The sequence below is a fragment of the Shimia isoporae genome, assembly GCF_004346865.1.
Lineage (GTDB): Bacteria > Pseudomonadota > Alphaproteobacteria > Rhodobacterales > Rhodobacteraceae > Shimia > Shimia isoporae.
Map to the genome: position 1 here is coordinate 155,631 of NZ_SMGR01000001.1, position 24,077 is coordinate 179,707.

27 protein-coding genes are annotated in these 24,077 nt (G+C 58.0%); 13 read left to right on the forward strand and 14 right to left on the reverse strand.

Annotated features, from left to right (window positions below):
• Positions 1–16 precede the first annotated feature (16 nt).
• The gene (locus BXY66_RS00810; protein WP_132858290.1) at positions 17–757 is read left to right on the forward strand and encodes a class I SAM-dependent methyltransferase; all 741 of its coding nucleotides are present in this window, start codon (positions 17–19) and stop codon (positions 755–757) included.
• Here the strand turns inward: BXY66_RS00810 and BXY66_RS00815 are convergent.
• Both BXY66_RS00815 and BXY66_RS00820 read right to left on the reverse strand, forming a co-directional pair.
• The gene (locus BXY66_RS00815) at positions 754–2,181 is read right to left on the reverse strand and encodes a hypothetical protein (RefSeq protein WP_132858291.1); all 1,428 of its coding nucleotides are present in this window, start codon (positions 2,179–2,181) and stop codon (positions 754–756) included. The genes BXY66_RS00810 and BXY66_RS00815 overlap by 4 nt on opposite strands.
• A gap of 119 nt (positions 2,182–2,300) precedes the next feature.
• Positions 2,301–3,572, reverse strand: coding sequence for a hypothetical protein (locus BXY66_RS00820; protein ID WP_132858292.1), 1,272 nt, complete (start codon positions 3,570–3,572; stop codon positions 2,301–2,303).
• Between the two features lie 409 nt (positions 3,573–3,981).
• Here BXY66_RS00820 and BXY66_RS00825 point away from each other — a divergent pair, with 409 nt between their 5' ends.
• Genes BXY66_RS00825 through BXY66_RS00845 form a run of 5 tightly spaced genes read left to right on the forward strand, consistent with a single transcriptional unit; the run spans position 3,982 to position 8,814 of the window.
• A complete protein-coding gene (locus tag BXY66_RS00825; RefSeq protein ID WP_132858293.1) occupies positions 3,982–4,542 on the forward strand; it encodes a F0F1 ATP synthase subunit delta in 561 nt (186 codons plus the stop codon).
• Positions 4,542–6,080, forward strand: a complete 1,539-nt coding sequence (gene atpA / locus BXY66_RS00830; protein WP_132858294.1) for a F0F1 ATP synthase subunit alpha — start codon at positions 4,542–4,544, stop codon at positions 6,078–6,080. Before BXY66_RS00825 ends, atpA begins: the two co-directional genes overlap by 1 nt.
• 12 nt (positions 6,081–6,092) lie before the next feature.
• Positions 6,093–6,965 (forward strand): F0F1 ATP synthase subunit gamma, encoded by an 873-nt coding sequence (locus BXY66_RS00835; RefSeq protein WP_132858295.1) that lies wholly within the window; start codon positions 6,093–6,095, stop codon positions 6,963–6,965.
• A 17-nt stretch (positions 6,966–6,982) separates the two neighbouring features.
• A complete protein-coding gene (atpD, locus tag BXY66_RS00840; protein ID WP_132858296.1) occupies positions 6,983–8,407 on the forward strand; it encodes a F0F1 ATP synthase subunit beta in 1,425 nt (474 codons plus the stop codon).
• An 11-nt stretch (positions 8,408–8,418) separates the two neighbouring features.
• Positions 8,419–8,814: a F0F1 ATP synthase subunit epsilon gene (locus BXY66_RS00845; protein ID WP_132858297.1), complete on the forward strand. Its 396-nt coding sequence runs from the start codon at positions 8,419–8,421 to the stop codon at positions 8,812–8,814.
• A 58-nt stretch (positions 8,815–8,872) separates the two neighbouring features.
• On the opposite strand, the gene BXY66_RS00850 is transcribed toward BXY66_RS00845, so the two are convergent.
• The gene (locus tag BXY66_RS00850) at positions 8,873–9,706 is read right to left on the reverse strand and encodes a TauD/TfdA dioxygenase family protein (RefSeq protein WP_132858298.1); all 834 of its coding nucleotides are present in this window, start codon (positions 9,704–9,706) and stop codon (positions 8,873–8,875) included.
• 147 nt (positions 9,707–9,853) lie between these two features.
• On the opposite strand from BXY66_RS00850, the gene BXY66_RS00855 reads away from it, so the two are divergent.
• Positions 9,854–10,207: an H-type lectin domain-containing protein gene (locus BXY66_RS00855; protein WP_132858299.1), complete on the forward strand. Its 354-nt coding sequence runs from the start codon at positions 9,854–9,856 to the stop codon at positions 10,205–10,207.
• A gap of 65 nt (positions 10,208–10,272) precedes the next feature.
• Here BXY66_RS00855 and BXY66_RS00860 read toward each other — a convergent pair whose 3' ends face one another.
• Positions 10,273–11,289: a ribose-phosphate pyrophosphokinase gene (locus BXY66_RS00860; RefSeq protein ID WP_132858300.1), complete on the reverse strand. Its 1,017-nt coding sequence runs from the start codon at positions 11,287–11,289 to the stop codon at positions 10,273–10,275.
• Positions 11,290–11,403: 114 nt separating this feature from the next.
• On the opposite strand from BXY66_RS00860, the gene BXY66_RS00865 reads away from it, so the two are divergent.
• Both BXY66_RS00865 and BXY66_RS00870 read left to right on the forward strand, forming a co-directional pair.
• A complete protein-coding gene (locus tag BXY66_RS00865) occupies positions 11,404–12,003 on the forward strand; it encodes a 2-hydroxychromene-2-carboxylate isomerase (RefSeq protein ID WP_132858301.1) in 600 nt (199 codons plus the stop codon).
• A 9-nt stretch (positions 12,004–12,012) separates the two neighbouring features.
• Positions 12,013–12,810, forward strand: a complete 798-nt coding sequence (locus tag BXY66_RS00870; RefSeq protein ID WP_165929072.1) for an alpha/beta fold hydrolase — start codon at positions 12,013–12,015, stop codon at positions 12,808–12,810.
• Between the two features lie 39 nt (positions 12,811–12,849).
• On the opposite strand, the gene BXY66_RS00875 is transcribed toward BXY66_RS00870, so the two are convergent.
• The 7 genes from BXY66_RS00875 to BXY66_RS00905 all read right to left on the reverse strand — a co-directional run bounded on the left by BXY66_RS00875 (position 12,850) and on the right by BXY66_RS00905 (position 17,966).
• Positions 12,850–13,068: a DUF6500 family protein gene (locus tag BXY66_RS00875; RefSeq protein ID WP_132858303.1), complete on the reverse strand. Its 219-nt coding sequence runs from the start codon at positions 13,066–13,068 to the stop codon at positions 12,850–12,852.
• A gap of 5 nt (positions 13,069–13,073) precedes the next feature.
• On the reverse strand, positions 13,074–14,120 hold the full coding sequence (locus BXY66_RS00880) for a threonine aldolase family protein (RefSeq protein WP_132858304.1): 1,047 nt from the start codon (positions 14,118–14,120) through the stop codon (positions 13,074–13,076).
• Positions 14,120–14,593: a YcgN family cysteine cluster protein gene (locus BXY66_RS00885; RefSeq protein ID WP_132858305.1), complete on the reverse strand. Its 474-nt coding sequence runs from the start codon at positions 14,591–14,593 to the stop codon at positions 14,120–14,122. Before BXY66_RS00885 ends, BXY66_RS00880 begins: the two co-directional genes overlap by 1 nt.
• Positions 14,590–15,522 carry a bifunctional riboflavin kinase/FAD synthetase gene (locus BXY66_RS00890; protein WP_132858306.1) on the reverse strand — a complete coding sequence of 311 codons (933 nt, stop codon included), beginning with the start codon at positions 15,520–15,522 and terminating at the stop codon, positions 14,590–14,592. The genes BXY66_RS00885 and BXY66_RS00890 overlap by 4 nt, the downstream gene beginning before the upstream one ends.
• Before the next feature lie 51 nt (positions 15,523–15,573).
• Positions 15,574–16,017 (reverse strand): MaoC family dehydratase, encoded by a 444-nt coding sequence (locus BXY66_RS00895; RefSeq protein WP_132858307.1) that lies wholly within the window; start codon positions 16,015–16,017, stop codon positions 15,574–15,576.
• Positions 16,018–16,130: 113 nt separating this feature from the next.
• On the reverse strand, positions 16,131–17,006 hold the full coding sequence (locus BXY66_RS00900) for a TIGR01459 family HAD-type hydrolase (RefSeq protein ID WP_132858308.1): 876 nt from the start codon (positions 17,004–17,006) through the stop codon (positions 16,131–16,133).
• A 147-nt stretch (positions 17,007–17,153) separates the two neighbouring features.
• Positions 17,154–17,966: a glycosyltransferase family 25 protein gene (locus BXY66_RS00905; RefSeq protein WP_132858309.1), complete on the reverse strand. Its 813-nt coding sequence runs from the start codon at positions 17,964–17,966 to the stop codon at positions 17,154–17,156.
• 71 nt (positions 17,967–18,037) lie between these two features.
• Between BXY66_RS00905 and BXY66_RS00910 the strand changes: the two genes are divergently transcribed.
• A complete protein-coding gene (locus tag BXY66_RS00910) occupies positions 18,038–18,508 on the forward strand; it encodes a MarR family winged helix-turn-helix transcriptional regulator (RefSeq protein WP_165929073.1) in 471 nt (156 codons plus the stop codon).
• On the forward strand, positions 18,508–19,413 hold the full coding sequence (locus tag BXY66_RS00915) for an alpha/beta hydrolase family protein (protein ID WP_132858311.1): 906 nt from the start codon (positions 18,508–18,510) through the stop codon (positions 19,411–19,413). The genes BXY66_RS00910 and BXY66_RS00915 overlap by 1 nt, the downstream gene beginning before the upstream one ends.
• A 77-nt stretch (positions 19,414–19,490) precedes the next feature.
• Here the strand turns inward: BXY66_RS00915 and BXY66_RS00920 are convergent, their stop codons facing one another.
• Together BXY66_RS00920 and BXY66_RS00925 are read right to left on the reverse strand one after the other, a co-directional pair.
• Complete coding sequence (locus BXY66_RS00920; protein ID WP_132858312.1) at positions 19,491–20,405, reverse strand: manganese-dependent inorganic pyrophosphatase; 915 nt, start codon at positions 20,403–20,405, stop codon at positions 19,491–19,493.
• A gap of 121 nt (positions 20,406–20,526) precedes the next feature.
• Positions 20,527–21,528: a TraB/GumN family protein gene (locus tag BXY66_RS00925; RefSeq protein ID WP_132858313.1), complete on the reverse strand. Its 1,002-nt coding sequence runs from the start codon at positions 21,526–21,528 to the stop codon at positions 20,527–20,529.
• Positions 21,529–21,626: 98 nt separating this feature from the next.
• On the opposite strand from BXY66_RS00925, the gene BXY66_RS00930 reads away from it, so the two are divergent.
• Both BXY66_RS00930 and BXY66_RS00935 read left to right on the forward strand, forming a co-directional pair.
• Positions 21,627–22,289: a DUF2161 domain-containing phosphodiesterase gene (locus tag BXY66_RS00930; protein WP_132858314.1), complete on the forward strand. Its 663-nt coding sequence runs from the start codon at positions 21,627–21,629 to the stop codon at positions 22,287–22,289.
• Between the two features lie 70 nt (positions 22,290–22,359).
• Positions 22,360–23,118 (forward strand): NAD(P)H-dependent oxidoreductase, encoded by a 759-nt coding sequence (locus BXY66_RS00935; RefSeq protein ID WP_132858315.1) that lies wholly within the window; start codon positions 22,360–22,362, stop codon positions 23,116–23,118.
• A 25-nt stretch (positions 23,119–23,143) separates the two neighbouring features.
• Here the strand turns inward: BXY66_RS00935 and BXY66_RS00940 are convergent, their stop codons facing one another.
• Positions 23,144–24,028: an alpha/beta fold hydrolase gene (locus BXY66_RS00940; RefSeq protein ID WP_132858316.1), complete on the reverse strand. Its 885-nt coding sequence runs from the start codon at positions 24,026–24,028 to the stop codon at positions 23,144–23,146.
• Positions 24,029–24,077: the final 49 nt, after the last annotated feature.

Genomic DNA, 24,077 nt, shown 5'->3' on the forward strand with positions numbered 1-24,077 from the left:
TGGAGACCGGACTGCAATGCATCTTGATGTGCAGGACCTGCGGAACTTTTACTATCGCAGCACACTGGGCCGGGCGGCGCAGAAGGCCGTGCGCGACGAGATGCTGGAGCTTTGGCCAGAGGCTGAAGGCCAGACGGTCGCAGGGTTTGGTTTTGCCGTGCCGTTGTTGCGCCCTTACCTGGGCAGCGCACGGCGGGTGATCGGTTTAATGCCGGCGCCTCAGGGTGTCATGCCGTGGCCCGCAGGGATGCCGAATGTATCTGTGCTTTGCGAGGAAACCTTCTGGCCTATTGAAACGGGGCATGTGGACAAGCTTGTCATTATGCACGGGCTGGAGACAAGCGACCGGCCAAGTGATGTTCTGGTAGAGGCCAATCGCGTGTTGGGGCCGGGCGGGAAAGCGCTTTTTGTGGTGCCGCACCGCTCAGGTATGTGGTCACGCAGCGATGCGACGCCTTTTGGATATGGTCGGCCCTATTCCGCGAGCCAGCTCGAAACACAGTTGCGCACGCACGGGTTCATGCCGGAACGCCACCGTGCCACGCTTTACCAGCCTCCGAGCCACAAAAGGTTCTGGCGCAAGACCGGGCGGATGTTTGAAGGCATTGGCAAAACGGTGTCGCCGGTGATGGCCGGCGGCGTCCTGTTGGTCGAGGCCAGCAAGCGGGTTCAGGCCCCGTCCGGTCCGGGCTTGAAGGATAGCGTAAAGAAGCCGCTGGGCGTGTTTGCTCCCGCACCGGAAGTCACTCCGGTCTAGCTGCCGGACCCCGCCCAACTGGTTGTTGTTGTGATTCTCAGCGATGCGCCGCTATCCGCGAGATTGCCGTCATCGCTTTGTAGGGTCATCACAAGGGTGTCGCCGACATAGACCCGATCCATGTAAGGCAGGCCGCTATCCGGATCGTGGGGCTGTGGTTCCACACGAAGGTCACTCTCAAGCCCATCCGACACAACGATCAGGAAATTGTCGTTGCTTCCGTTCCATTGAACTGTAGCCTGTGGCGAGTTGAGCAAATCTTCGTCCGTGACCACAAGTGTGTACGTGTCGTCGCCAGTGCTGGCGAGCTCATCTACAGATTGCCCCATGCGAAACACGTAGCTGTCGTTGCCGTCCCCGCCGGTCAGAACGAGCCGGTCATCAACGATGGCCTCATGTGCGACCAAAGTGTCGTCGCCATCGCCGCCGTTCAGTGTCACATCTCCGCGGGCATCTTCGACCACGAACGTGTCGTCGCCCTTGCCGCCGTATAACTCGGCTTGGAAAGTGTCGGGATTTCGGTCCGCGTCATGTGCAAGAAAGAAGTTGTCATCGCCTGAACCGCCCATGGCAGTGGTTTGGCCGCGGCTGACCACGAGCGAGTCGTCGCCGTCGCCCAACATGACGAACGCAGATACATCGGAGGAGGCTGTGACTGTGTCGTCGCCGTCCAGCGAAGCAACAATGCCATCCTTGGAAATGGACGTTTCGTCGGCGTCGCCCGTTCCCAGTTCGGCCAACAGTGGTTCTTCGTTGAGAGTTCCGTCATCTTCGCGGCGCGGATTGAACTCTCCGATTTCCAGCGAGCTGACATCCAGTTCCGACAAGCCCTGCAAACGGATCGTTATGTCCACCTGCTCTGCGTTGTCCGACAGGCCCGGCATGGTGATGTGAAGATCGGTGTAGCTGCCGTCGGCAGCCGGTTCTGCGCTCAGGTCAAGGAGATTGTCGTGCCCGTTGCCGACCTGAAGATCGAACAGGTCCAGCCTAAGCGCATCTTCATCCGGATCGAAGTCGGTGATCTCGATGTCGTAGGCGCGATCGGCATCGCGGTGACTCGGATCCTCAATGAAAAATACATCGGAGCCTTCTCCGCCAGTTACGACAATCGGATCGTTTGCGTCGCTGGAGTAATCATGGCGGATGCGGATGTAGTCGTCTCCACCACGGGCATCGATGTTTTCACCTGCGGTGGAATAGATCGAGTCGTTGCCTTCCGTTCCGTAGTACGTGCTTTCGTTTTCAGGTTCGGTGCTGCCCTCAGGAGATGTATCCTCTTCCCCTGGATCACCGTTATCAGTCGGGTCGTCACCGGCCCGCTCATCCTCATTTGGGGAATCATCGTCGTCGTCTTCGATGACGGTATCGTAAATCGCAAACCCAGCGGCCAGCCCAAGCATTGAGAAAAGAAACAGCAGACTCATTTGATGCCCTCGCTGACGCGCGTGTCCTTCCCCGCGCAGATGTTAGGCCTGGCTTTGGCGGGCTTCAATATCGGCAAGGGGTGTGAAGGGCGCGTTTGTTGCATGGCGGCTATGTTCGATTATGCCGCTATGCTTTGCGCCACGATAGAGAACTGCGGACTGTCCAGCGTGATGCGATGCTCTTCGTCGAGGTTGATCAGGCGCATCACCAGTGTGTCGCCAACAAAAACATCGTCACGCTGCACAACTGATCCGAGGTTGGGGTCGTAGTGTGGTGGTTGATTTTCGATGCGCACAGAGTCGGCGTATTCGGGCGGCAGATTGATTTCGAAGCGGTCCTGGAAGTCCCAGACCACGGTAGACGGATCGCGCGTCGCCATTTGGTCGGGGTCGACCGTCATCGAATAGACGTCAGAGCCGCCGTATTGGTCATCAGAAACATTGATGCCCTGCGCAAACAGATAAGTGTCGTCGCCCTCGCTGCCATCGATACGCAGGCGTGCCTCGTCAGTGCGCTCGAAATCACGCGCGTCAATCGTGTCATCACCAGCTCCTCCGTTTACTACGACATTGCCGCTGTCGTGATTAACAACAATTGTGTCATCGCCGCGAGTACCGCGCAGGTGCAGGTCGCCGGCATCGCCTTCAAGTTCGATCACGTTCGCCGGCTTTTCCACTATGGGCAGTACCGCAGGTTCTGCGCTTTTCTTGGTCGGTTCTTCTTCGGCGTCATTCGTGTCGTCTTCATCTGAGTCGGTTTCGGCCAGATAAATACTGTCAGGGTCGATTTCGGAGATACCTTCCAGCCGGACGACGAAATCGCGGGCACTTTCCGGGCCGATGTCAGGATCAAATACGGAGACACGCACGTCGAGATAGCTGCCGTCTTCAGCCGGTTCGAGGGTGAAGTCCTGTGGGACCTCGGCGTTGGGGCCTGCGTTTTCATCCACCACTTCGAGTGTCAGAACGTCCTCGTCGGGGTCGAAGTCGGGAATGATCACGTCATAGGGGCGGTCGTCGTCTGTGCGGTGGGGGTACTCCGCAACAAAAGTGTCCGCTCCGTCGCCGCCGATGGCCATGATCGGGTTGTCTGTGTCCGCATCCAGACGAAGCACATCGTCCTCATCTGTGCCATGGTACACTTCGTAGTCAGCGGGTGCTGCCAGATCTTCTGGTTCAAGCTCGTTGAAATCGTAAGCGTCCTGTGCGTCCTGATCCTCGAACGGCGCGGATGTTTCGTCGCTCATACCCGAGGTGTCGTCGGACGTTTCCTGGTCATCCTGCTGGGGGTCGTCGTCTGGAGTGTCCTCCGAAGACCAGCCGCCGATCAATCCGCCCAAGACGCCAGCGCCGCCGAGGCCAAGAATCGAAAGAATAAGAATGGTGTTCATAGCGCCCCCGGCACGATGTCTACAAAGTTGCCTGTCGGGCCTATCGGAAATTGGTATCCAAACAGATAACAAGGGAGCGGCAAGCTCTTGCTTTTGCGCAAATGTCGCATTGCACCCTGATGTGGTGCGCGTAGGGCGCCTGAAACCGGTGGGGAATCGCGCAAATCAAGGATTTCAGACACATTTTTTTAACCTCGCGTCAAAGGCAAAGGGTCGCACCGTCGCCAAGCCCTTAAAAATAAGGCGTTTTGCCTATCTCGCGTTTATGTCAAACGTAGTTGATAGCTGAGCAAGCCTCTGTTACACCCGCCTCGGATTTGCCGCCCTGTCTTGGGCAGGGCATGAAACGTCCCTACGCGGTGCATACAATTGTATGCGGAGTGTGGGGCCAGAAAGCGGAAGGGTGGACGTGTCCGAACCAGCTTCGATCTCCTCCGGCATCGCAGAACGCTATGCCGCCGCGGTCTTTGAGATCGCATCCGAGAACAACGCGCTGACCAAACTGGAAGGTGGTCTTGACGACCTGAGCGCAGCATTGGGCGAAAGCGCCGAACTGCGTGACCTGATCAATTCGCCGCTCATCAGCCGCGATGAACAGGGCAAGGCCATTGCAGCCGTTGCAAGCTCCATGAAATTGCAGCCCGTTCTGGTGAACGTTCTTGGCCTGATGGCCGAGAAGCGTCGCCTGTTCGTGCTGCCCCAGCTGATTGACCAGCTGCGGGCCATGATTGCGGAACACAAAGGTGAAGTGACTGCCGATGTGACCTCCGCCAAAGCATTGACCAAGACCCAGAGCGACAAGCTGGCCAAAGCGCTGGCGGCCCGTGTGGGTAAAGACGTCAAGATCAACGCGACCGTCGACAAAAGCCTTGTTGGCGGTCTTGTAGTTAAGGTGGGCTCGAAGATGATCGATACCTCGATCCGCTCCAAGCTCGCTTCCCTCCAGAATGCAATGAAAGAGGTCGGATAATGGGTATCCAAGCAGCCGAAATCTCTGCGATCCTTAAGGACCAGATTAAAAACTTTGGCCAGGAGGCCGAAGTGGCCGAGGTCGGCCGTGTGCTTTCCGTCGGTGACGGTATTGCGCGCGTCTACGGCCTGGACAACGTCCAAGCCGGTGAGATGGTGGAATTCCCCGGTGGCATCATGGGCATGGCCCTGAACCTTGAGAACGACAACGTTGGTGTTGTTATCTTCGGTTCGGACCGTGACATCAAAGAAGGTGACACTGTAAAGCGCACCAACTCCATCGTGGACGTTCCGACCGGTGACGGCCTTCTGGGTCGCGTTGTTGACGGTCTGGGCAACCCGCTGGACGGCAAGGGCCCGATCAAGTCGGACACCCGCGGCGTCGCAGACGTCAAAGCGCCTGGCATCATCCCGCGTAAGTCGGTTCACGAACCGATGGCAACCGGCCTCAAGTCCGTTGACGCGATGATCCCAATTGGCCGTGGCCAGCGTGAGCTTATCATTGGTGACCGTCAGACCGGTAAGACTGCCGTTGCTCTTGACGCCATCCTGAACCAGAAATCCTACAACGACGCTGCTGGCGACGATGAGAGCAAAAAGCTGTACTGCGTGTATGTCGCGATCGGCCAGAAGCGCTCTACTGTTGCTCAGTTGGTGAAGAAGCTGGAAGAAACCGGCGCGATTGAATACTCGATCGTTGTCGCTGCGACCGCTTCCGAGCCTGCGCCGATGCAGTACCTCGCGCCATACACTGCGACCGCGATGGCGGAATACTTCCGCGACAACGGCAAGCACGCGCTGATCATCTATGATGACCTCTCCAAGCAGGCTGTTGCGTATCGTCAGATGTCCCTGCTGCTGCGTCGTCCGCCCGGACGTGAAGCGTATCCGGGTGACGTTTTCTACCTGCACTCCCGTCTGCTTGAGCGTTCCGCTAAGCTGAACGAGGACTTCGGTGCTGGCTCGCTGACCGCGCTGCCGATCATCGAAACCCAGGGTGGCGACGTTTCGGCCTTTATTCCGACCAACGTTATCTCGATCACCGACGGTCAGATCTTCCTTGAAACCGAGCTGTTCTATCAGGGTATCCGCCCGGCTGTGAACACCGGTCTGTCAGTTTCCCGTGTGGGTTCTTCGGCACAAACCTCGGCGATGTCCTCTGTGGCTGGCCCGGTTAAGCTGTCGCTCGCTCAGTACCGCGAAATGGCTGCGTTTGCGCAGTTTGGTTCCGACCTCGACGCCGCAACCCAGCAGCTGCTGAACCGTGGTGCACGTCTGACCGAACTGATGAAACAGCCGCAGTACTCGCCGCTGACCAACGCCGAAATCGTCTGCATCATCTTTGCAGGTGTGAACGGTTACCTGGACGGCATCGAAGTGTCTGAAGTTGGCAAGTTCGAGCAGGCTCTGCTGAACCACTTGCGCACCAACGAAGCGGATCTGCTTAAGTGGATCACCGACGAAGATCCGAAGATCAAAGGTGACGCCGCAGATAAAGTCAAAGCCGCGCTGGACGCATTCGCTGCTGACTACGCATAAGGGGTTCGGACCATGCCTAGTCTGAAGGACCTAAAAAACAGGATCGAGAGTGTGAAAAGCACTCGGAAGATCACAAAAGCCATGCAGATGGTTGCCGCGGCGAAACTTCGCCGCGCGCAGGAAGCTGCTGAGCAGTCGCGTCCCTACACAGAACGGTTCAACGCCGTTCTGGGTGGGCTTGCGGCCTCGGTCGGCGGCTCTGACTCTGCGCCGAAACTGCTGTCCGGCACCGGAAGCGATCAGACCCACCTGTTGGTGGTGATGACTGCGGAACGTGGTCTGTGCGGTGGCTTCAACGCAAACATTTCGAAGTTGGCACGTGCGAAAGCTGCGGAGCTGAAGGCTGCGGGCAAAACCGTCAAGGTTCTGACCGTCGGCAAGAAAGGCCGCGACGCAATCAAACGTGACTTGGGTGACGACTTTGTCGGCCACGTTGACCTGTCTGAGGTCAAACGCGTGGGGTATGACAATGCGCAAAGCATCGCGCGCGACGTTCTTGACCGCTTTGACGCGGGCGAGTTCGACGTGGCCACGATCTTCTATGCGAAGTTCGTGAACGTTGTGACGCAGATCCCAACCGCACAGCAGGTCATCCCCGCTGCCTTTGAGGCGGACGAGGACGGTGCAAGCACTCTGTATGACTACGAGCCCAGCGAAGAGGCCATTCTGGCCGATCTGCTGCCGCGCGGTGTCGCTACGCAGATTTTTGCAGCCCTGCTGGAAAACGGAGCGTCCGAACAGGGCGCGCGGATGTCCGCAATGGACAACGCAACCCGTAACGCGGGCGAAATGATCGACAAACTGACCATCCAGTACAACCGCTCGCGTCAGGCTGTGATCACCAACGAGCTTATTGAAATCATCTCGGGCGCGGAAGCGCTCTAAGAACCCGGAGACGAAACATGGCAAACGCAAAAGGCAAGGTGACCCAGATCATCGGCGCCGTTGTGGACGTGCAGTTCGACGATGCTCTGCCAGAGATCTTGAACGCACTGAACACTGAAAACAACGGTAAGAAACTGGTTCTGGAAGTAGCCCAGCACCTTGGTGAAAACACCGTTCGTACCATCGCGATGGACGCGACCGAAGGTCTCGTTCGTGGCGCCGAAGTCGAAGACACCGGCGCTCCGATTGCTGTTCCGGTTGGCAACGCCACCCTGGGCCGCATCCTGAACGTTGTGGGCGAGCCCGTGGACGAAAAAGGTCCGGTTGTCGCAACCGAGACCCGCGCGATCCACCAGCCTGCTCCGGAGTTCTCCGAGCAGTCCACCGAGTCCGAAATCCTCGTGACAGGTATCAAGGTTATCGACCTTCTCGCACCTTACTCCAAAGGTGGTAAGATCGGCCTCTTCGGCGGCGCCGGCGTGGGTAAAACCGTTCTGATCATGGAACTGATCAACAACATCGCAAAAGTGCACTCCGGTTACTCGGTTTTCGCAGGTGTTGGTGAACGGACCCGTGAAGGTAACGACCTGTACTGGGAGATGATCGAATCTTCCGTTATTAAGCCGGACAACCTCGAAGAATCGCAGGTTGCTCTGGTGTACGGTCAGATGAACGAACCTCCCGGAGCGCGTGCACGTGTTGCTCTGACCGGCCTGACGCTGGCAGAACAGTTCCGTGACCAGTCCGGTACCGACGTTCTGTTCTTCGTGGACAACATCTTCCGCTTTACACAGGCAGGTTCCGAGGTGTCCGCACTTCTTGGACGTATCCCTTCTGCTGTGGGTTACCAGCCGACACTGGCAACCGACATGGGTGCGATGCAGGAACGCATTACCTCCACCAAAGCAGGCTCGATCACTTCGATCCAGGCCGTCTACGTTCCCGCGGACGACCTTACCGACCCTGCACCGGCAACCACCTTTGCCCACCTTGACGCGACCACGGTTCTTAACCGTGCGATCTCGGAACTCGGCATCTACCCTGCTGTGGACCCGCTGGACTCCTCCAGCCGTATCCTCGACCCGCAGGTTGTTGGTGAAGAGCACTACAACGTGGCACGTGACGTCCAGAACATCCTTCAGCGCTACAAGTCGCTGCAGGACATCATCGCCATCCTTGGCATGGACGAACTGTCTGAAGAAGATAAGCTGACCGTTGCGCGTGCGCGTAAGATCCAGCGTTTCCTCTCTCAGCCGTTCGACGTTGCGAAAGTGTTCACCGGTTCTGACGGTGTTCAGGTTCCGCTGGAAGACACCATCTCTTCGTTCAAGGCTGTTGTGGCCGGCGAATACGACCACCTGCCCGAGGCAGCCTTCTACATGGTTGGCGGCATCGCGGAAGTGATCGAAAAAGCCGAGAAAATGGCTGCTGAAGCGGCCTAAGGAGGCCCGAAATGGCAACTGAGATGCAATTTGATCTGGTGAGCCCAGAGCGGAGCCTTGCTTCGCTTCAGGCCACCGCCGTGCAAATCCCCGGTGCAGACGGTGACCTTACCGCGATGCCCGGCCACGCGCCTCTGCTGACTTCACTGCGCCCCGGTGTTGTGAAGGTTCAGACCGCGCAAGGCGAGAAGGATTTTGTTGTCACCCGCGGCTTCGCGGAAGTGTCCGCAGAGTCGATCTCGGTGATCGCAGAGCATGCTCACGCGGGCGACACCGTGACCAAGGCTGATCTTGAGGACGTGCTGGTTGGCGCGCGCAAGGCGGCCCAGGAAGCGTCGGCCGATGAAAAGGATGCTGCCGAGAAGTTCCTTTCGGATCTTGAAGCGCTTCTTGAAAGCATGGTCTGATCCACGGATCACAAGATTTACGGAAAGCCCCGCTGGTGACAGCGGGGCTTTTTGTTTGTCATGGCGCGGCGGCTTCCAGTGGCACCCCTTCGACGGTGATGCGGTGCATCAGGCGGCGATATCCGTGATAGTCGTTGATCGCTTTGTGCCACGTGGCGCGGTTGTCCCACATGGTGACATCGCCCGCTTTCCAACGGACACGGCAGTGAAACTCGGGTTGTTGGCAATGCGCATAGAGCATGTTGAGGATGCCGTCGGACTCCGACTTGGATAGCCCTTCTATGTGTGTCGTAAAGCCGGGATTTACATAGAGGCAGCGTTCGCCGGACAACGGGTGCCGGATTACGACCGGGTGCAGCGCGTCCTGAGTTGCGGCTTCGGCATTACCGATGCGGCCGGTTTCGGCAGCTTCACTGTCCTTGGTTGCACTGCCGAAAGCGTGACGCGAGCTATGCCATGCAGAAAGACCCAGCAGAAAATCCTGCATTTGTGGCGACAGGCCTGCGTAGGCTTGGGCCATGCCGACAAAGAGCGTGTCCCCGCCCACTGGCGGAATTTCTATGCCATGCAGAATAGACCCGAGTGCCGGGATTTGGTCATAGGAATGGTCGGTATGCCAGCTTTCACCTACAGCGGATCTTTGATCCTTGTCTTTGAACACGGTGGCGATTTCGGGATGCGTTTCCACCGGTTTGAAAAATCGGTTGATGTTGATCTCACCGAAACTGCGCGCAAAAGCGATGTGATCGTCCGGCGTGATCGATTGATTGCGGATGACAATCACAGCATATCTCGCAAAGGCGTCTTTGAGCCCTTCAAGAGAGGCCCTGTCGCGGATATCGACGTCGGTGATCTCGGCACCCAAGCTGCCAGTAAGGGGCAAAATCTGCATTCCATCCTCCTTAGATAGTGAAGGAAGCCTGTTGAGTGGTTGCCGTCAAGTCTCGCCTGCCTACGACTTGCACAAGGCATCCGCATTTGAGATTGCGTTTTTCGCGGCAGGTACGCACACTCAAACCCGCTTCGGGATGGTTGCAGAATGAAAAGACTTAGAAATCACTACATTGGCGTCGATCAAGGTGATGAGACGCTGTTTTCAGATTTTGAGACGGATGGCGAGATGTGGACCGCGGACGGGCCGCGGGAACGGCGCAAGCTGGTGAAGTTTTCCGGAAAGTATCGCACGCCACCGAACGTACAGGTGTCGTTGTCCTTGTGGGACATGGATGCCGAACACAACATCCGCGCGGAAGTTGTCGCCGAGGAAGTCACGAACCTCGGATTTCATCTGGTGTTCCGTACGTGGGGCGACAGTCGGGTTGCCCGTGTGCGGATGAGTTGGATGGCGATTGGCGAATTGGCCCACGCGGACGACTGGGCCATCGACGACTGACAAGCCTTTGATGAAACGCAAAAAAGCCGCGCTTGAGCGCGGCTTTTGCCGTTTCGAATGAACCGTTACTTGTTGAAGAGGCCTTCGTAGCTGGCTTCAAGCGTTTCGGTTTCAAAAAGCGAGCTCACTGAAGTGCCGTTGGCAATATTCAGGATGGCCTGAGCAAAAAGCGGTGCGGTCGGGATGATCCGGATATTCGGAGTGTCCAGTACAGGCTGCGTGGCTTCGATCGAGTCGGTGATGCAGAGAGATTTCATCACGGAATTGCTGATCCGCTCCACCGCAGGGCCGGACAACACACCGTGGGTGATGTAGCTGTGCACTTCGGTTGCGCCGTGTTCCATCAGAACTTCGGCGGCTTTACAGAGCGTGCCGGCGGTGTCGCAGATATCGTCCACGATGATACACTTCTTGCCTTCGACGTTCCCGATAACGGTCATCTCTGCGACTTCACCTGCTTTTTCACGGCGTTTGTCGACAATTGAAAGCGGCGCGTTGATACGTTTTGCGAGTTCGCGAGCGCGGGCAACACCACCCACGTCGGGCGAGATGACCATGATGTCATCCATGGCACCTGCGAATTGTGTCTGGATGTCGAGCGCGAAAATCGGCGAGGCGTAGAGGTTGTCGACCGGAATGTCGAAGAAACCCTGAATCTGGGCAGCGTGCAGATCCATTGTCAGAACCCGCTCAATACCAGCCTCAACCATCATGTTGGCGACCAGTTTAGCGGATATCGGCGTACGAGCCTTAGCGCGGCGGTCCTGGCGGGCGTAGCCGAAATACGGGATCACTGCGGTGATCCGGCTGGCTGAAGAACGGCGCAGCGCGTCGGACATGATCAGCAGTTCCATCAGGTTGTCGTTGGCCGGATTGGATGTCGACTGGATGATGAACATGTCTTCGCCGCGGACGTTTTCGAACACCTCAACGAAGATCTCCTGATCGTTGAACCGCTCCACGCGCGCGTCCACCAGATCGACCGGCTTTCCGCGGTGCAACGCCATACGGCGGGTGATGGCATTTGCCAGCGGCTTGTTCGAGCTGCCGGTGATCAGTTTGGGTTCAAGGAGTGTGGCCATGATGGGGTCCCCAGAGTGGTGCAGAGTGGCGCAGATGACAGATTCGTGACGTTGCCAACCGCTTAACATGGCCCTAGGGTCTCGCAAAGCATCGACGCGCAGCGGGAGGGCCAAATGGCGCATATCGACTACTATTTCGCGACAATTTCTCCGTACACTTACCTCGCCGGAACCCGGCTCGAGGAAATTGCGGCGAAACATGGCGCGACCATCACCTATAAACCGCTGGATGTGGTGGCTTTGTTTGGCCGCACAGGAGGCGTTCCACCCAAGGATCGTCACATCAGCCGTCAGGAATATCGCGCACAGGAACTGACGCGCCAGTCAAAGAAACTGGACATGCCTTTCAACCTGATGCCGGCGCACTGGCCAACCAATATGGCACCATCGTCCTATGCCTTTATCGCGGCGCAGAATGCGGGCGGTGGCGATCTTGGCACGCTGGCTCATGGCATCACACGCGCCTGTTGGGCCGAAGAAAAAGACGTTGCCGATGACGCTGTCATTCGTTCCTGTCTCGAAGCAGCTGGTTTTGACCCCAACCTTGCGGACAGCGGTTTGCTGGAAGGTGCCGAGACTTATGCGCGGAACCTTGATGAAGCCGTTGAAGCGGGTGCATTCGGAGCGCCATTCTATGTGGTCGACGACGGCGCGCGCTTCTGGGGGCAGGATCGATTGGACGATCTCGATCTGCATCTGGCGGGCAAACTGTAAGGCATCCACTTGGAATTGATCGGAAAGACATTCTGGCGTTCGCTGGGTGGCGGCGCTCGGCCTGCGTTGGGATTGCATTGCAATCTCGGGCATTCGGGAGCATTCAGAGGCCTTGGTGCCGAATTGGGCGATATCCTGACCATTCGGGCGCCGGATATGCCGGGGCACGGGCGATCCGCAGACTACGAGGCGAATGTTATGACTGGTCGGTTCATGCTGGATGCCATCATGGCACAGCTGGACGGTCCGGTGGACGTCATCGGGCATTCTTACGGCGGCTTGTTGGGGTTGCGACTGGCGATCGAGCGCCCTGATCTGGTTCGCTCGCTCTCGTTGTTCGAGCCGGTGGTCATGCTTGCAGCGAAGGACACAGCTGCGGCAGAGTTTGCCAAGAACCGCGCGCATATGGCCCGCGTCTTTGCGTTGAACGACGCCGGCGATCAAGAGGCCTCAGTGCGGTTGTTCGTGGAAGAATGGGGGGACGGGACTCCTTGGGAAAACTTGCCGGCGGAGACGAGAGCGACCTTTGCCCGTCAGGTCCCAGTTGTGGTGGCGTCCCAAGCGGACGTACAAGACGATGTCGGGCGAATTATTCCGCGCCTGGAGCAGATTGAGGTTCCTGTTCTGGTAATGGACGGGGCGACGTCTCCCGCGATCATCAAGCCCGTTTGTGACGGCGTTGCGGCTATGGTGCAGGACGGTCGGCGCGTGACTGTTGAAGGAGCGGGTCACATGGGGATGATCACTCATCCTTTCGAAGTGGCTGCAGAGGTTCGGCGCACGGTTGAAAGCGCTATTTTTGCATAACCCACAGTTCACGGGAACTGACGTCGCCTGATTTTGGGCTCAAGCGCCCGAGACGACGAGGTTTCGCACTTTCACCGCCTTTTCAAAGTGATCCAGCTGATGGGTTTGGATCCACCACGTTGCGGCTTCCATCAGCAGTTCCGGTTCATCATTCCTGTTCGCGAAGAAGGCATAGAACGACAGGCCGACATCTTCGCCTTTCTTGGCGATTTTGGCATCGCAGATGGCCACTGCCTTGGCGCGCAGGCTGTCACGCATCAGAGTCAGCCTTTGGCCAGATCGAGGAAGCGGTTTATGTCGTCGATTGAAATGGACCAGTCACAAACCAGACGTGCTTCGACTGGTTCGTCGGGATCATCACCTTCGAGGCTGCCGGACCAGATGTGATATTCGGCACCGGCAGCAAACAGACGTTTGTGCATGGCGCGCGGCATGGCGACGAACATCATATTGGCTTGGGGCGGATAGACGAAACTGACGCCTTCAATGGCCTGCAATCCGCCGGCGAGATGCGCCGCGTTGGCGTTGGCCTTTGTGGCGGCTTCTTTCCATGCATCATCGGACAAGTAAGCTTGCATCTGTGCCGAGAGATAACGGTGTTTGGAGAAAAGGTGGGCGCCACGTTTGCGGCGAAGTTCGAATTCCCAAGCATGCTTGGGGTCAAAGAAGATGACGGCTTCCACGCCGAGGCAGCCGTTCTTGGTGCCGCCGAAACTGACGGCATCAACGCCTGCTTTCCAAGTCATTTCAGCCGGCGAACACCCAAGGGCCATCATGGCGTTGGTGAAACGGGCGCCATCCAGGTGCACCGGCAGATCGTAGGACTTGGCCACCTCGCAGAGAGACTTTATCTCTGCCAGCGTGTAGATCGTTCCGAATTCGGTCACTTGGGTGATGGACACCGGGCCGCGTTGCGGGCCGTGCACGCCACGGGTCTCCTCGCCCTCGATCGAGGTACGCAGCTCGTCAGCGGTCATCTTGTCTGATTGACCTACGAGGGTCAGTTTGGCGCCACCGGAGTAGAACTCAGGCGCGTTGCATTCATCCATGTGGATGTGCGCTACAGACGAGCAAAAAACGGTTTGCCAGGGCTCTCCCAGGGTTGCGAGGGCAAGCGAGTTTGCCGCGGTGCCTGTTGCAACAAGATAGACAGCGGCCTCTGGGGCTTCGAAGATTTCGCGGATCGTTTGACGCACTTCGTCCATGATCGCGTCGGCTCCGTAAGCCATTGCAAAGCCTTCATTTGCCTTGGCTAGCGCCTCCATGACCTGGGGTAGGGCGGGGCCGGAATTGTCGGAGGCGAAATGCATTAGAGAGGTTCCTCGATGATATGGTCTTCCCAGTCGTCTTCGGGCGTTTCGAATTCGGATACTGTCATCTGATAGACGGAGACGCCAGCCTCGTGGACGCTTTCTGCGCGACCCGAAATCAGAGGGTGCCAATCGTACAGTTCCTTGCCTTCCCAAAGCAGGCGATAGGCGCAGGTCTGCGGCATCCAGTAGGCGTGGCTGTCGAGGTTGTCAGGCTTCAGGACAATACACTCGGGTACGAATTGGTGACGAATGGGGTATTGAGTGCAGCGGCAGGTGTCGTCGTCCAACAACCGGCAGGCAACGCGGGTCAGGAAGACTTTGCCGGTGTCTGCGTCCTCAAGCTTGTTGAGGCAGCATTTGCCGCATCCGTCACAGAGCGCTTCCCATTCCTGCTTCGATAGCTTCGAAAGCGGTTTCTTTTTCCAGAACCGGGGGCTGAGCTTGTCGCGATCTATTGGGTCCCGGCTCATAGCGCAGCCAGGATATCGCGGCATTTGGCGCAGTCGAGATCCATTTGCGAAATCAGCGCTTCGAGGCTGTCGAACTTTTCTTCTGGGCGCAGATAGTCGACCAGTGCCACAGACAGGGTGGCTCCGTAGAGATCACCGGAGAAGTCGAAAAGGAAGGTTTCGATGTTCGCGGTGTTGATGCCGAACATTGGACGCACGCCGATAGAAGAAGCCCCGTGATAGCTTCCGGCGTGCGGGCCGTCGAGCACGTCAACCAGCACTGCATAGACGCCGTGTTTGGGCTGGTGAAGCCCGTCTATCGACATGTTGGCGGTCGGATAGCCCAACTCGCGGCCTCGTTGTTCGCCACCAATGACCGGACCGTCGATGCGGTGCCAGTGACCCAGCATTTTTGCCGCATCGCGCGGCCGCCCGTCGGAGAGGGCTTTGCGGATTGACGTCGACGAGACCTGTCCGTCGTTGGCTTGTACCAGCGGCGCAACGGTGACCCCAAATCCCATTTCCTTGCCGAATTTTTCAAGGTCCTGCGCCGTTCCGGCCCGTCCCTTTCCAAAGCAGAAATCAGCGCCTACGACGACATGTGCAAGACCCAGGCCGTCGGAGATGACGTCGCGAGCGAACTCTTGCGGCGTGAGGCTGGACAATGCGGTGTTGAAGGGCAGTTCGTACAGCCTTTCGACGCCAAGCTTTTCAAGGCGGTGCGCGCGGGTTTCGGCGCCGGTCAGGCGAAATGCCGGAGCATCAGGGGCAAAATATTCGCGCGGATGCGGTTCGAACGTCATGATGCCCAGAGGAGCGTCCGGCGCCGCATCGCGCGCCAGATCGATTACCGATTGATGGCCGATATGTACGCCGTCAAAATTGCCGATGGCAACGGAGGCGCCTTTGTCCTCAGGCGTGACGAATTTATAGTCTCGAACGATCCGCATGGGGTCGGCGTAGCGCCTTGTCCGGCCGCTTGCAAGAGGGGAGACGCGGGGTTAGTCGAGCTTCCGAGAGGGGGCAAGCACAGTTGCCTCGCCGGCGAGCACCTTTTTGCCATCCACGGAGCAGGCACAATCCATACGCACACGGCGTTTGGACATATCGATGTCAGTGACGGTGACCTCTGCGACAACGGTGTCGTTCGGGCGCACAGGGGCCAGGAATTTGAGGCTCTGACCCATGTAGATTGTGCCATGACCGGGCAATTGCTCGCCAATGACAGCGGAGATCAGGCCAGCAGTCAGCATGCCATGGGCAATCCGGCCGCCGAACATGGTTTCCTCGGCGTATTCATCATCCAGATGCACGGGATTGTGGTCAGTGGAGACAGCCGCGAACATCTCGATATCCTGATCGGTCACGGTCTTGCGCACATAGCGGGACATGCCGATTTCCAAGTCTTCGATATAGATCGTTCCGCGTGGCAGATTGTCCAACATGGGGCCTCCGATGGGTCGCGCGAGTGGATTCGCTTGGTAATTTTTGGGCTCCTGTTTGCCCTTTGGTGCAACTTTATTACTTTGCAGTCGCAGAAAATCAAGCATTTTTTTAATCAGCGAAGGTGACCTATGGAATACTGTGGAGAGATATTTTCCGATTTAATATAAGCACTTAACGCATCGGCATCGGGCTGGTGGCTCGTGCGGGTTTCGGCAGCGGCCAGCCCCCCTGTGATAAAGAGGGAATCGATGTCCTCACCCATCGCACCCGAGATGTCCGTTTGCGGGCCGTCACCAATTGCAAGGATCGCATGATCAGGTATCGTTTTTCCTAAGGCAGCGAGCCGACGGCGGGCCAGATCGTAGATCGGCGGGTGGGGTTTGCCAAAATAGAGGCTTTCGCCACCCATGTCCGTGTAAAGCTTGGCGAGGGCGCCGGCGCACCATTCGCGGACCTCACCCCGGTCGACCACAATGTCGGGGTTGGCACAAAGCAGCTTCAGCCCCTTGGTCTTTGCAAACAGGAAGTCGGACCGGTTCACGTCCGGATCTGCCATTGGATCAAACGGACCACAACATACGATGCCTTCGGCCTCGGCCAAAGGCACGCGTTGGATCGTTACAGGATTATCAAGTATTTCCAGAGGCTTGAAAAAGTCCGCGTCGCGTTTTTCCTCACCCATGAAATAGATTTTTTCGCCAACCGCGCCCTGATACATTGCAGAGCGGGCGCTGTCGCCTGAAGTTGCGATGGTGTCATAAGCATCTTTGGGGACACCGAAATCAAGAAGCTGCTCCGCTACGGACAATCGCGGGCGCGGCGAGTTGGTGACGAGCACTACTATACCGCCCTTTGCGCGGTATTCCTTCAGCGCTGCCACAGCTTCGGGATAGGCCGTGATGCCATTGTGAACGCAGCCCCAGAGGTCGACAAAAAGCGCCTCATAGCGATCTGAAATCTCGGAAAGGGCGTTGATGATCTGTGTCATGTGGCTGTCCTGTGCGCGGGGCTTTGGCTTGGGGCGATGTATGGCAGGGGTGCGGCGGCGGTGCCAGTGAAAAGGCGCAAAAACCGGCTGTCTGCAAGACGTCTGCAAAACGTCGGTATAGCGACGGTGCCGCAGTGCGGCGTGAGTTCAGCTGCGACGGCGGCGGTTCATCACCCTACGACAAGCGCTGGCGAAAGATTTGAACGGCTCGATGCGATCGTAAAACCGAAGGGCGTGAATGTCCGTGCGGGAGCTGCGCTGGCCTGCCAGATTTGGCGTCGCCAGACGGAAATGAATGTCAGGGACTTTGGTGCGGACCATGTTGAATGCACCGTCGAAGAACATCGAGCCTCCGTCAGGATGGCCGGAAGGCCGGTTTCGAACGGCGACCAGATAATCGTGGAAGGCCTGAATGGTGGCACGACCCTGTATGGCCCAGAATTGCACGCCCAGGGTGCCTTCGCTCCATTCTATCAGGCCGGTATGGCCGACGGGAGGCACTTCGGGCTCGAGGTAACCGAGAAGCGCGATGTTCCATGGTTGCGATTTTATGTCAGACAGAACGTCGGATACCGCCGAGTCTGGGACATCCAGCAAGTGCAAGTCGTCTTCACAGATGAGCACTCGGTCATAGCCACGCTCCAAGGCTTCTGCGAGCACGCGCGTTTGGGAGATCATGTTGCCAAGGGATCCCAAGGACGGGAACTCACCTTTGTCTTTCGGTCGGGTTGCGGCGAAGAAGGTGACTTGGTCGTTGGGGATCGAAACGCCGGTACGAGCAAATTCTGCTGTTGTTTCCGCGCGGCGATCATCACGGTCAGGCAAGTTCACGATATAGACGTGGTCGAACCAGTCGAAGAGGTCTGAGAAGCTCATTTTGTCCCTGCCGTTGTGCGCTTGGCTGTCGATAGAGGCACCTTGTGGCAGCACAATGTCAAGGACGGGGTGACGATACGTCATGGTAATTAGTGCTTGTGCGACTCGATAGTTCGTGTGCGAACTACATGAGAGTAATTCGGATGCGAACAAAAATGGGTAAGAGACCTCCAAAGATTTTCTATCTGATGAACCGGGCCTATGCGGCGCTGGCGCGGGCTGCGGACCGGCGCACCAAGGCGGAGGCGGATCTTTCTCTTGCACAGCACGGTGTCCTGTTTGCCTTGACGCTAGAGGACGGGCTGACAGTGAGCGCTTTGGCGAAGATGCTGTCGATGGGCAAACCAAGTGTCAGCGGGATGGTTGATCGATTGGCGGCGCGGAATCTGGTGCGACGCCAGAAGAGCGCTGAAGACGGGCGCGTGGTGCGGGTGTTTATGAAAGACAAGGGTGTGGCTGTTGTCGCGCGGACCAATCCGGTGGTGAAGCAGATGAACGCCGAGCTATTGGCGCCGTTCAGCGAGGACGAACAGGAAGTGATCCGGCGGTTTCTGAAGCATGTGGCGGAGAACGCCGAAGAGGTTTTGGCGGTGAAAACACCGCAAAAAGAAGGTGAGGACGCGTGATGCTGGATGGTGTGGATGTCGAGGGCGTGACCTCGGAAGATATCGAGTTTCAGGCCAAAGACGGCTGGAACTTGGCAGGTAGTCTTTTTCGCGGGCAATCACCGAAAATGGCGATTTTGATCTCTGCGGGAACCGGATTTCCAAGGCGGTTTTATCGCCACGCGGCAGCGTGGTTCGCTGCGCAAGGAGCTGTGGTCCTGACCTATGATTTCCGCGGCATCGGAGACAGCGGCGCCGAGGACTTGGCCAACAGTGGCATTGATTACCCGCATTGGGGACAACGTGACATGTCGGCAGCGCTTGATCGCCTTGAAGAGGCAGCACCCGGATTGCCGTTGATGACTTTGGGTCACTCCATAGGCGGGCAATTTGTCGGGTTCATGCCGAACAGCGACAAGATCACGCGCAACGCGTTTGTGTCCGTCGGGAGCGGCCATTGGGGCGTGCATTTCAAACACCGTATACCGCTGGAGCTGTTTTTTTGGTGGGGGTTCGGGGCGATGGAGCTGGCGCGTTTTGGCCATATCCGAGGCGGCGGCCTCTGGGGCGGGGAAGCCTTGCCGCCGGGGGTTTTCAAGACGTGGCGGCGTTGGAGTGGACGGCGAAGCTATCTGTTGCCGGATCTGGCAGCGGGAAAATACACTCACCGATTTGACCAGCGGCAGGCCCCGATTTGTGCGTGGGTTCTTTCAGATGACGGTATTGCCACCAAGACGGCCTGTTCAGACACGCTGAGCCATTATTCCCAAGCCGAGAAACACCTGGTGGTGCGTACGCCTGCTGATCTTGGCGCGAAGAAAGTGGGCCATGAAGGCGCTTTCCGCAAAGGGCGGGAGCCATTGTGGCAAGAGATCTGGAACTGGCTTGACGCGGGTAATTTGCCGGAAGGGGCCGAGGACCGATAGGCGGTTTTGCCACGCGCCGAGCAAAGAAAAAGCCGGCCGCTTGCGGGGCCGGCTTTTCATTTTCGGTAAGAACAGGGTCAGACCTTGAGGTTCGGAATGATCTGCTTTTTGCGGCTCACCACGCCGGGCAGGACAACAGAGTCGCCGTCTGCGCTTGCGTCGAAGGATTTGGCAGCCACGGATTTGACCAGATCGTTAGGAACCAGCAGCGTGCTTTCTTCGTTCAGGATGTCGACAACAAACAGCAGAACCTGATCCACACCATCCTCGGAAGCCACAGAGGTCATGGTTTCCATCAGCGATGCCTTGCGATCCAGAACGGTGGCAGGGGCAGTGGTTTCCAGAACTGAAACGCGGAACTTGGTTCCGTCGACTTCGTATTCTTTGGAGTCCATACGCAGCAGTTCGGCGTCAGAGAAAGCAGAGACGTCCGATTTTGCGGCAAACATCTCGGAGGCATAGGACGGGATGTCGATGCCGAGATCGGCGGCCAGCTTTTCGGCCACGGCTTTGTCGTGGTCGGTGGTGGTCGGGCTGCGGAATTCCAGAGTGTCGGACAGGATGCAGGTCAGCATGGTGCCTTTGATCCAGTCGGGCATGTCGACGTCGCCGATCAGGTCGTACATGATGGTCGCAGTGCAGGCGACCGGGCGGATCTGGATGTCGATCGGGCCTTTGGTTTTCAGGCCGCCGACCAGCGCGTGGTGGTCGATGATGGCGCGGATGTCGGCGTCGTTGATGGAGGCCGGCAGTTCGGCCGGGTTGTTGGTGTCCACAATCACAACCGGCGCGCCTTCAGCCACATCTTCGATGATTGCGGGCTTGGGCAGGTCCCAGCGCTTGAGCAGCCATGCGGCTTCGGTGTTGGGTTCACCCAGCAGCTTGGCTTCGGCAGCGGTGCCTTTGATTTCGTTCAGATACCAAGCCCAGATGATCGGGGAGCCTGTGGAATCGGTGTCGGGAGATTTGTGGCCAAAAACCTGCGTGGTCATGATCGGAATCCTCAAAACGGGTCAGAAACAGCGAATTTGCGCGCCTTATAGGCGGGCGCGTAGGCTTTGTCACGGGGCGTTGACGGCCTGCGGCGACGCAGCGCGTCGGGCAAGACAAGGATCATGGGCGTTGTAAGCGTGTGACCTTGTAACCAGCGTTTTCCAGAAGCCGGAGCAGGCCAGCCTCCCCCGGCAGATGCAACGCGCCAACCGCCACCAGCGAGGGAGTTTCCGCGAGTTCCGGGATCAGCCGTTCGACCCACTGAAGGTTGCGCCTTTCGATGAGTTGGGCCTCGACTTCGGCAAGCAGGGCGGCCAACTCCATAATGGTGGCGTCATCCTTGGCGCGACTCAGGGTTGTGTGCTGGCCCAGTTCCCAGATGAGCTGAATGTCCTCGGCAGCGTACATTGCCATCATTGCGGGCATTTCGTTGCCGGTGTCCGCCATGAGATCGAGTTCAAGCGACCAGCGCAGCTGACGCAATTGTTCTTCCAGTGAATCGGAGGCAAGAACCTCCAGAAGGCCCTGAGTGCTGTCGAGCGAACCCATATCGGCTTTGCCCGTGGTTTCCTGTTCGATCAGATGGTCGAGGCCCTTCTTGCCTGCGGCGATCTCTGCCATGGCGCAGGGAGGCATCGCAAGGGTGAGACCAAGGAACCAGGGTTGATAGCGGGCGGCCAGGAATGGCGGGATGCCGCGCTGTTGCAGTTGGGCTGATACGGTTGCCCAGTGAGTGTCTCCGAGAAGATCGATCAGGCTGTCGCCGCTTTCGATCAGATAGACGCCCGGGTTTTCGATCAGATGGCTCTGGAAAGCTGTTTGAGCCGGGGTGGTCAATTCCAGAAGCACTTGTTCGGGTTCAAATTCGAGGGCGCGAAGCGCGTTAAGCGTCCTGTCGTGTGTCGGGTGCGAGACATGCAGGGTGCCAACAAGAATGGAAGCGACACCGTTCTTTTCCACTTGCCACATAATACCCTGATGGTAAGGCACCTGCGCCGCTTCCGCGCGAAGGGCGGTACGGGTTTCTTCCGGCAAAGACAGAAAGGTATCCGGTCCTTCACAGGAGGCATGCAGAGCGGTGGCTGTGAACAGGAAAGCGAAAGCGGCGAGGAAATTGCGCATGAACGGGGCCTTTGTTGGTTCGGCTGCACCGTAGCAGCCCAAAAGGTGTAGGCAAGGCGGGCGTTTGCAGAGGTCCGTAAAACCGCTAGGTGTTGGGCATGAGTGGACAAAAAGAAACGGCGCTTTATGCCCCTGTAAAAGCTTGGCTTGAAGCGCGCGACTTTGAGGTGAAGGCAGAGGTCGGCGCGGCAGATGTCGTGGCTGTTCGGGCTGGCGATGACCCTGTAATTGTCGAGTTGAAGATGCAGTTCTCATTGACGCTTTTGCAGCAGGCCGTGACACGGCAGGCAATTACGGACGCCGTCTATGTGGCGGTTCCCCGCTGGAAGGGACGTGTGGGTTACAAGGCGTTTAAGGGCAATGTCGGTCTTTGTCGACGGCTTGGGCTTGGTGTCTTGAGTGTGCGTCTCGAAGATGGCGCGGTGGAGGTACATGCCGATCCCGGACCGTTTCAGCCTCGCAAATCGAAGGTTCGCAAGGAACGCCTGCTTAGTGCCTTTGCGAAACTTGAAGGGGATCCCAACACCGGTGGGATGCGCGGTGCACGGGTGACGGTCTATCGCCAAGACGCCATGAAATGCGCGGCTTTTCTTGAAGAAAACGGCGCAAGTCGGGGACGCGACGTAGTTGCTGCAACAGGCGTTTCTCGGGCGACGGCGGTGATGCGGGACAACCACTATGGCTGGTTTGAGAAAGTTTCCGTGGGGGTCTACATGCTGAGCGATGCCGGTGTTTTGGCGTTGTCCGAGGGGCAGGAATAGTCAGGTTTCAAGTCGGGTTGAGGAAGAAACTCACCCGTCACAGAGCTTTAGGAACAAGGAAGATCAGGCAATGGGCACGGTGTTGGTGGTGAGCGCACATCCGTCGCAGGGCAGTTTTACCAATGCATGGGCGGCGGCGACCATCGCCGCGGCGGAGGCGGATGGGCACGACGTGTTGCGGTCTGATCTTTGCGCAATGGGTTTCGATGCTGTCGAAAGGGCGGATCACTATGGGGAGGCCGGAGCGACAGCCTTCGATCCCCTGAAAGCACAAGAAGCAGCGGCCGCCGCGGGTCGGTTGCCAGCCGAGGTGGCGGCCGAAGTCGCCAAGATACAGGCCGCTGAGCGGATCGTCCTACATTTCCCTATCTGGTGGTTTGCGCCGCCCGCCGTGGTCAAAGGCTGGTGTGACCGCGTTCTGGTGCAAGGTTTGCTGCACTCCGTCGAGGAGCGGTTCGATGCCGGCTTGTGCGGCGACAAATCCGTGCTGTTTTGTGTGAGCACCGGTGCGAGTGCATCAGAGTGCGGGCCAGACGGCAAAGAAGGGGACCTGATGCTGCAGCTGTGGCCGCTGGCACAAACATTCCGGTATCTGGGCATGGAGGTGCTTGCGCCGGTTGCCGTGCACTCTGTGCATGGATATTTTGAAGGCGACGATGAAGTCGCTTTGCAGACAAGGCTTTCTGCCGTGCTAAGTGAGCAAACTGATGTGTTCCACAACTGGAATATCCGCGAGCGGGTGCCGTTCAACAGTGACGAACAGTTTGACAGCGATGGGCGTTTGAAGGCCGGCGCGCCAAGCTACTCACCCTTTGTGCGACCGGTTTGAGCGTGTCCGGTTTCCGCCGTGAAATCTAGAGGCCTCGATCCGAGATGAACCCGTCCACGATATCGACGATTTGAGGTGCGAGCTTGGGCGTAATGATATGGCCCATGCCTGCGATCCGGTGGAAGGGACAGTTGGGAATGATGGACGCGATCTCGGCGCCGAGGTCGACGGGGATGAGTGCGTCATCTTCGCCGTGGATTACCTGACACGAGACGGTTGTCCTTGCGAGGGTGGCGCGTTGGTCGGGGGCATTCAGTACCGCGAGCAATTGGCGGTTGATACCGTCTGCGTCCACGCCCCGATCAAAGGCAAGTTCCGCCTCGGCCCGAATTTCTTTTTCTGTCATCGGGAAGCCGGGGCTGCCGTTTGTGGCGTGCTCTGACACCCAGCCGGACACGTAAGTGGCGCGGTCCTGTGGACGTGCCAGCAGCGCTGGGAGGATGGTTGCCGCCTGATCCACGCTCACGAGTGGGCGGGCGGCGGTCATGACAATCGTTGCGGAGCGCAGGCGGTCAGGGTGATGGTTCACAAGAAGCTGGGTGATGCCGCCTCCCATCGAAATGCCGAAGATATGAGCCGTGTCGATATCAAGGGCATCCATAAGCCCGATGACATCCTTGGCCATGTCGGTCAGCTGATAGGCGGGGGTCACGGGCTTGCCCGCCTGTGTCAAAGCGAGAATGTCGTCGGCATCGCCCGGGGCGTCCGGATGCGGGCAACGCTGAGATAGCCCCACGTCGCGGTTGTCAAAGCGGATCACGAAGTACCCCCGTTTGGCGAGACCTTCATAAAGCTCGGCCGGCCAGTGGATCATCTGTGAGCCTAACCCCCGGATCAAAATCAGCGGAACGCCGTCCTTGGGGCCGTGGGTTTCATATTCAAGCGTGATGCCGTTGGCTTTGATCTGCATGGAAGGCTCCCCTTTTGTGGGTGCAGCCTAGCGCTTTGGCGGAGCAAGT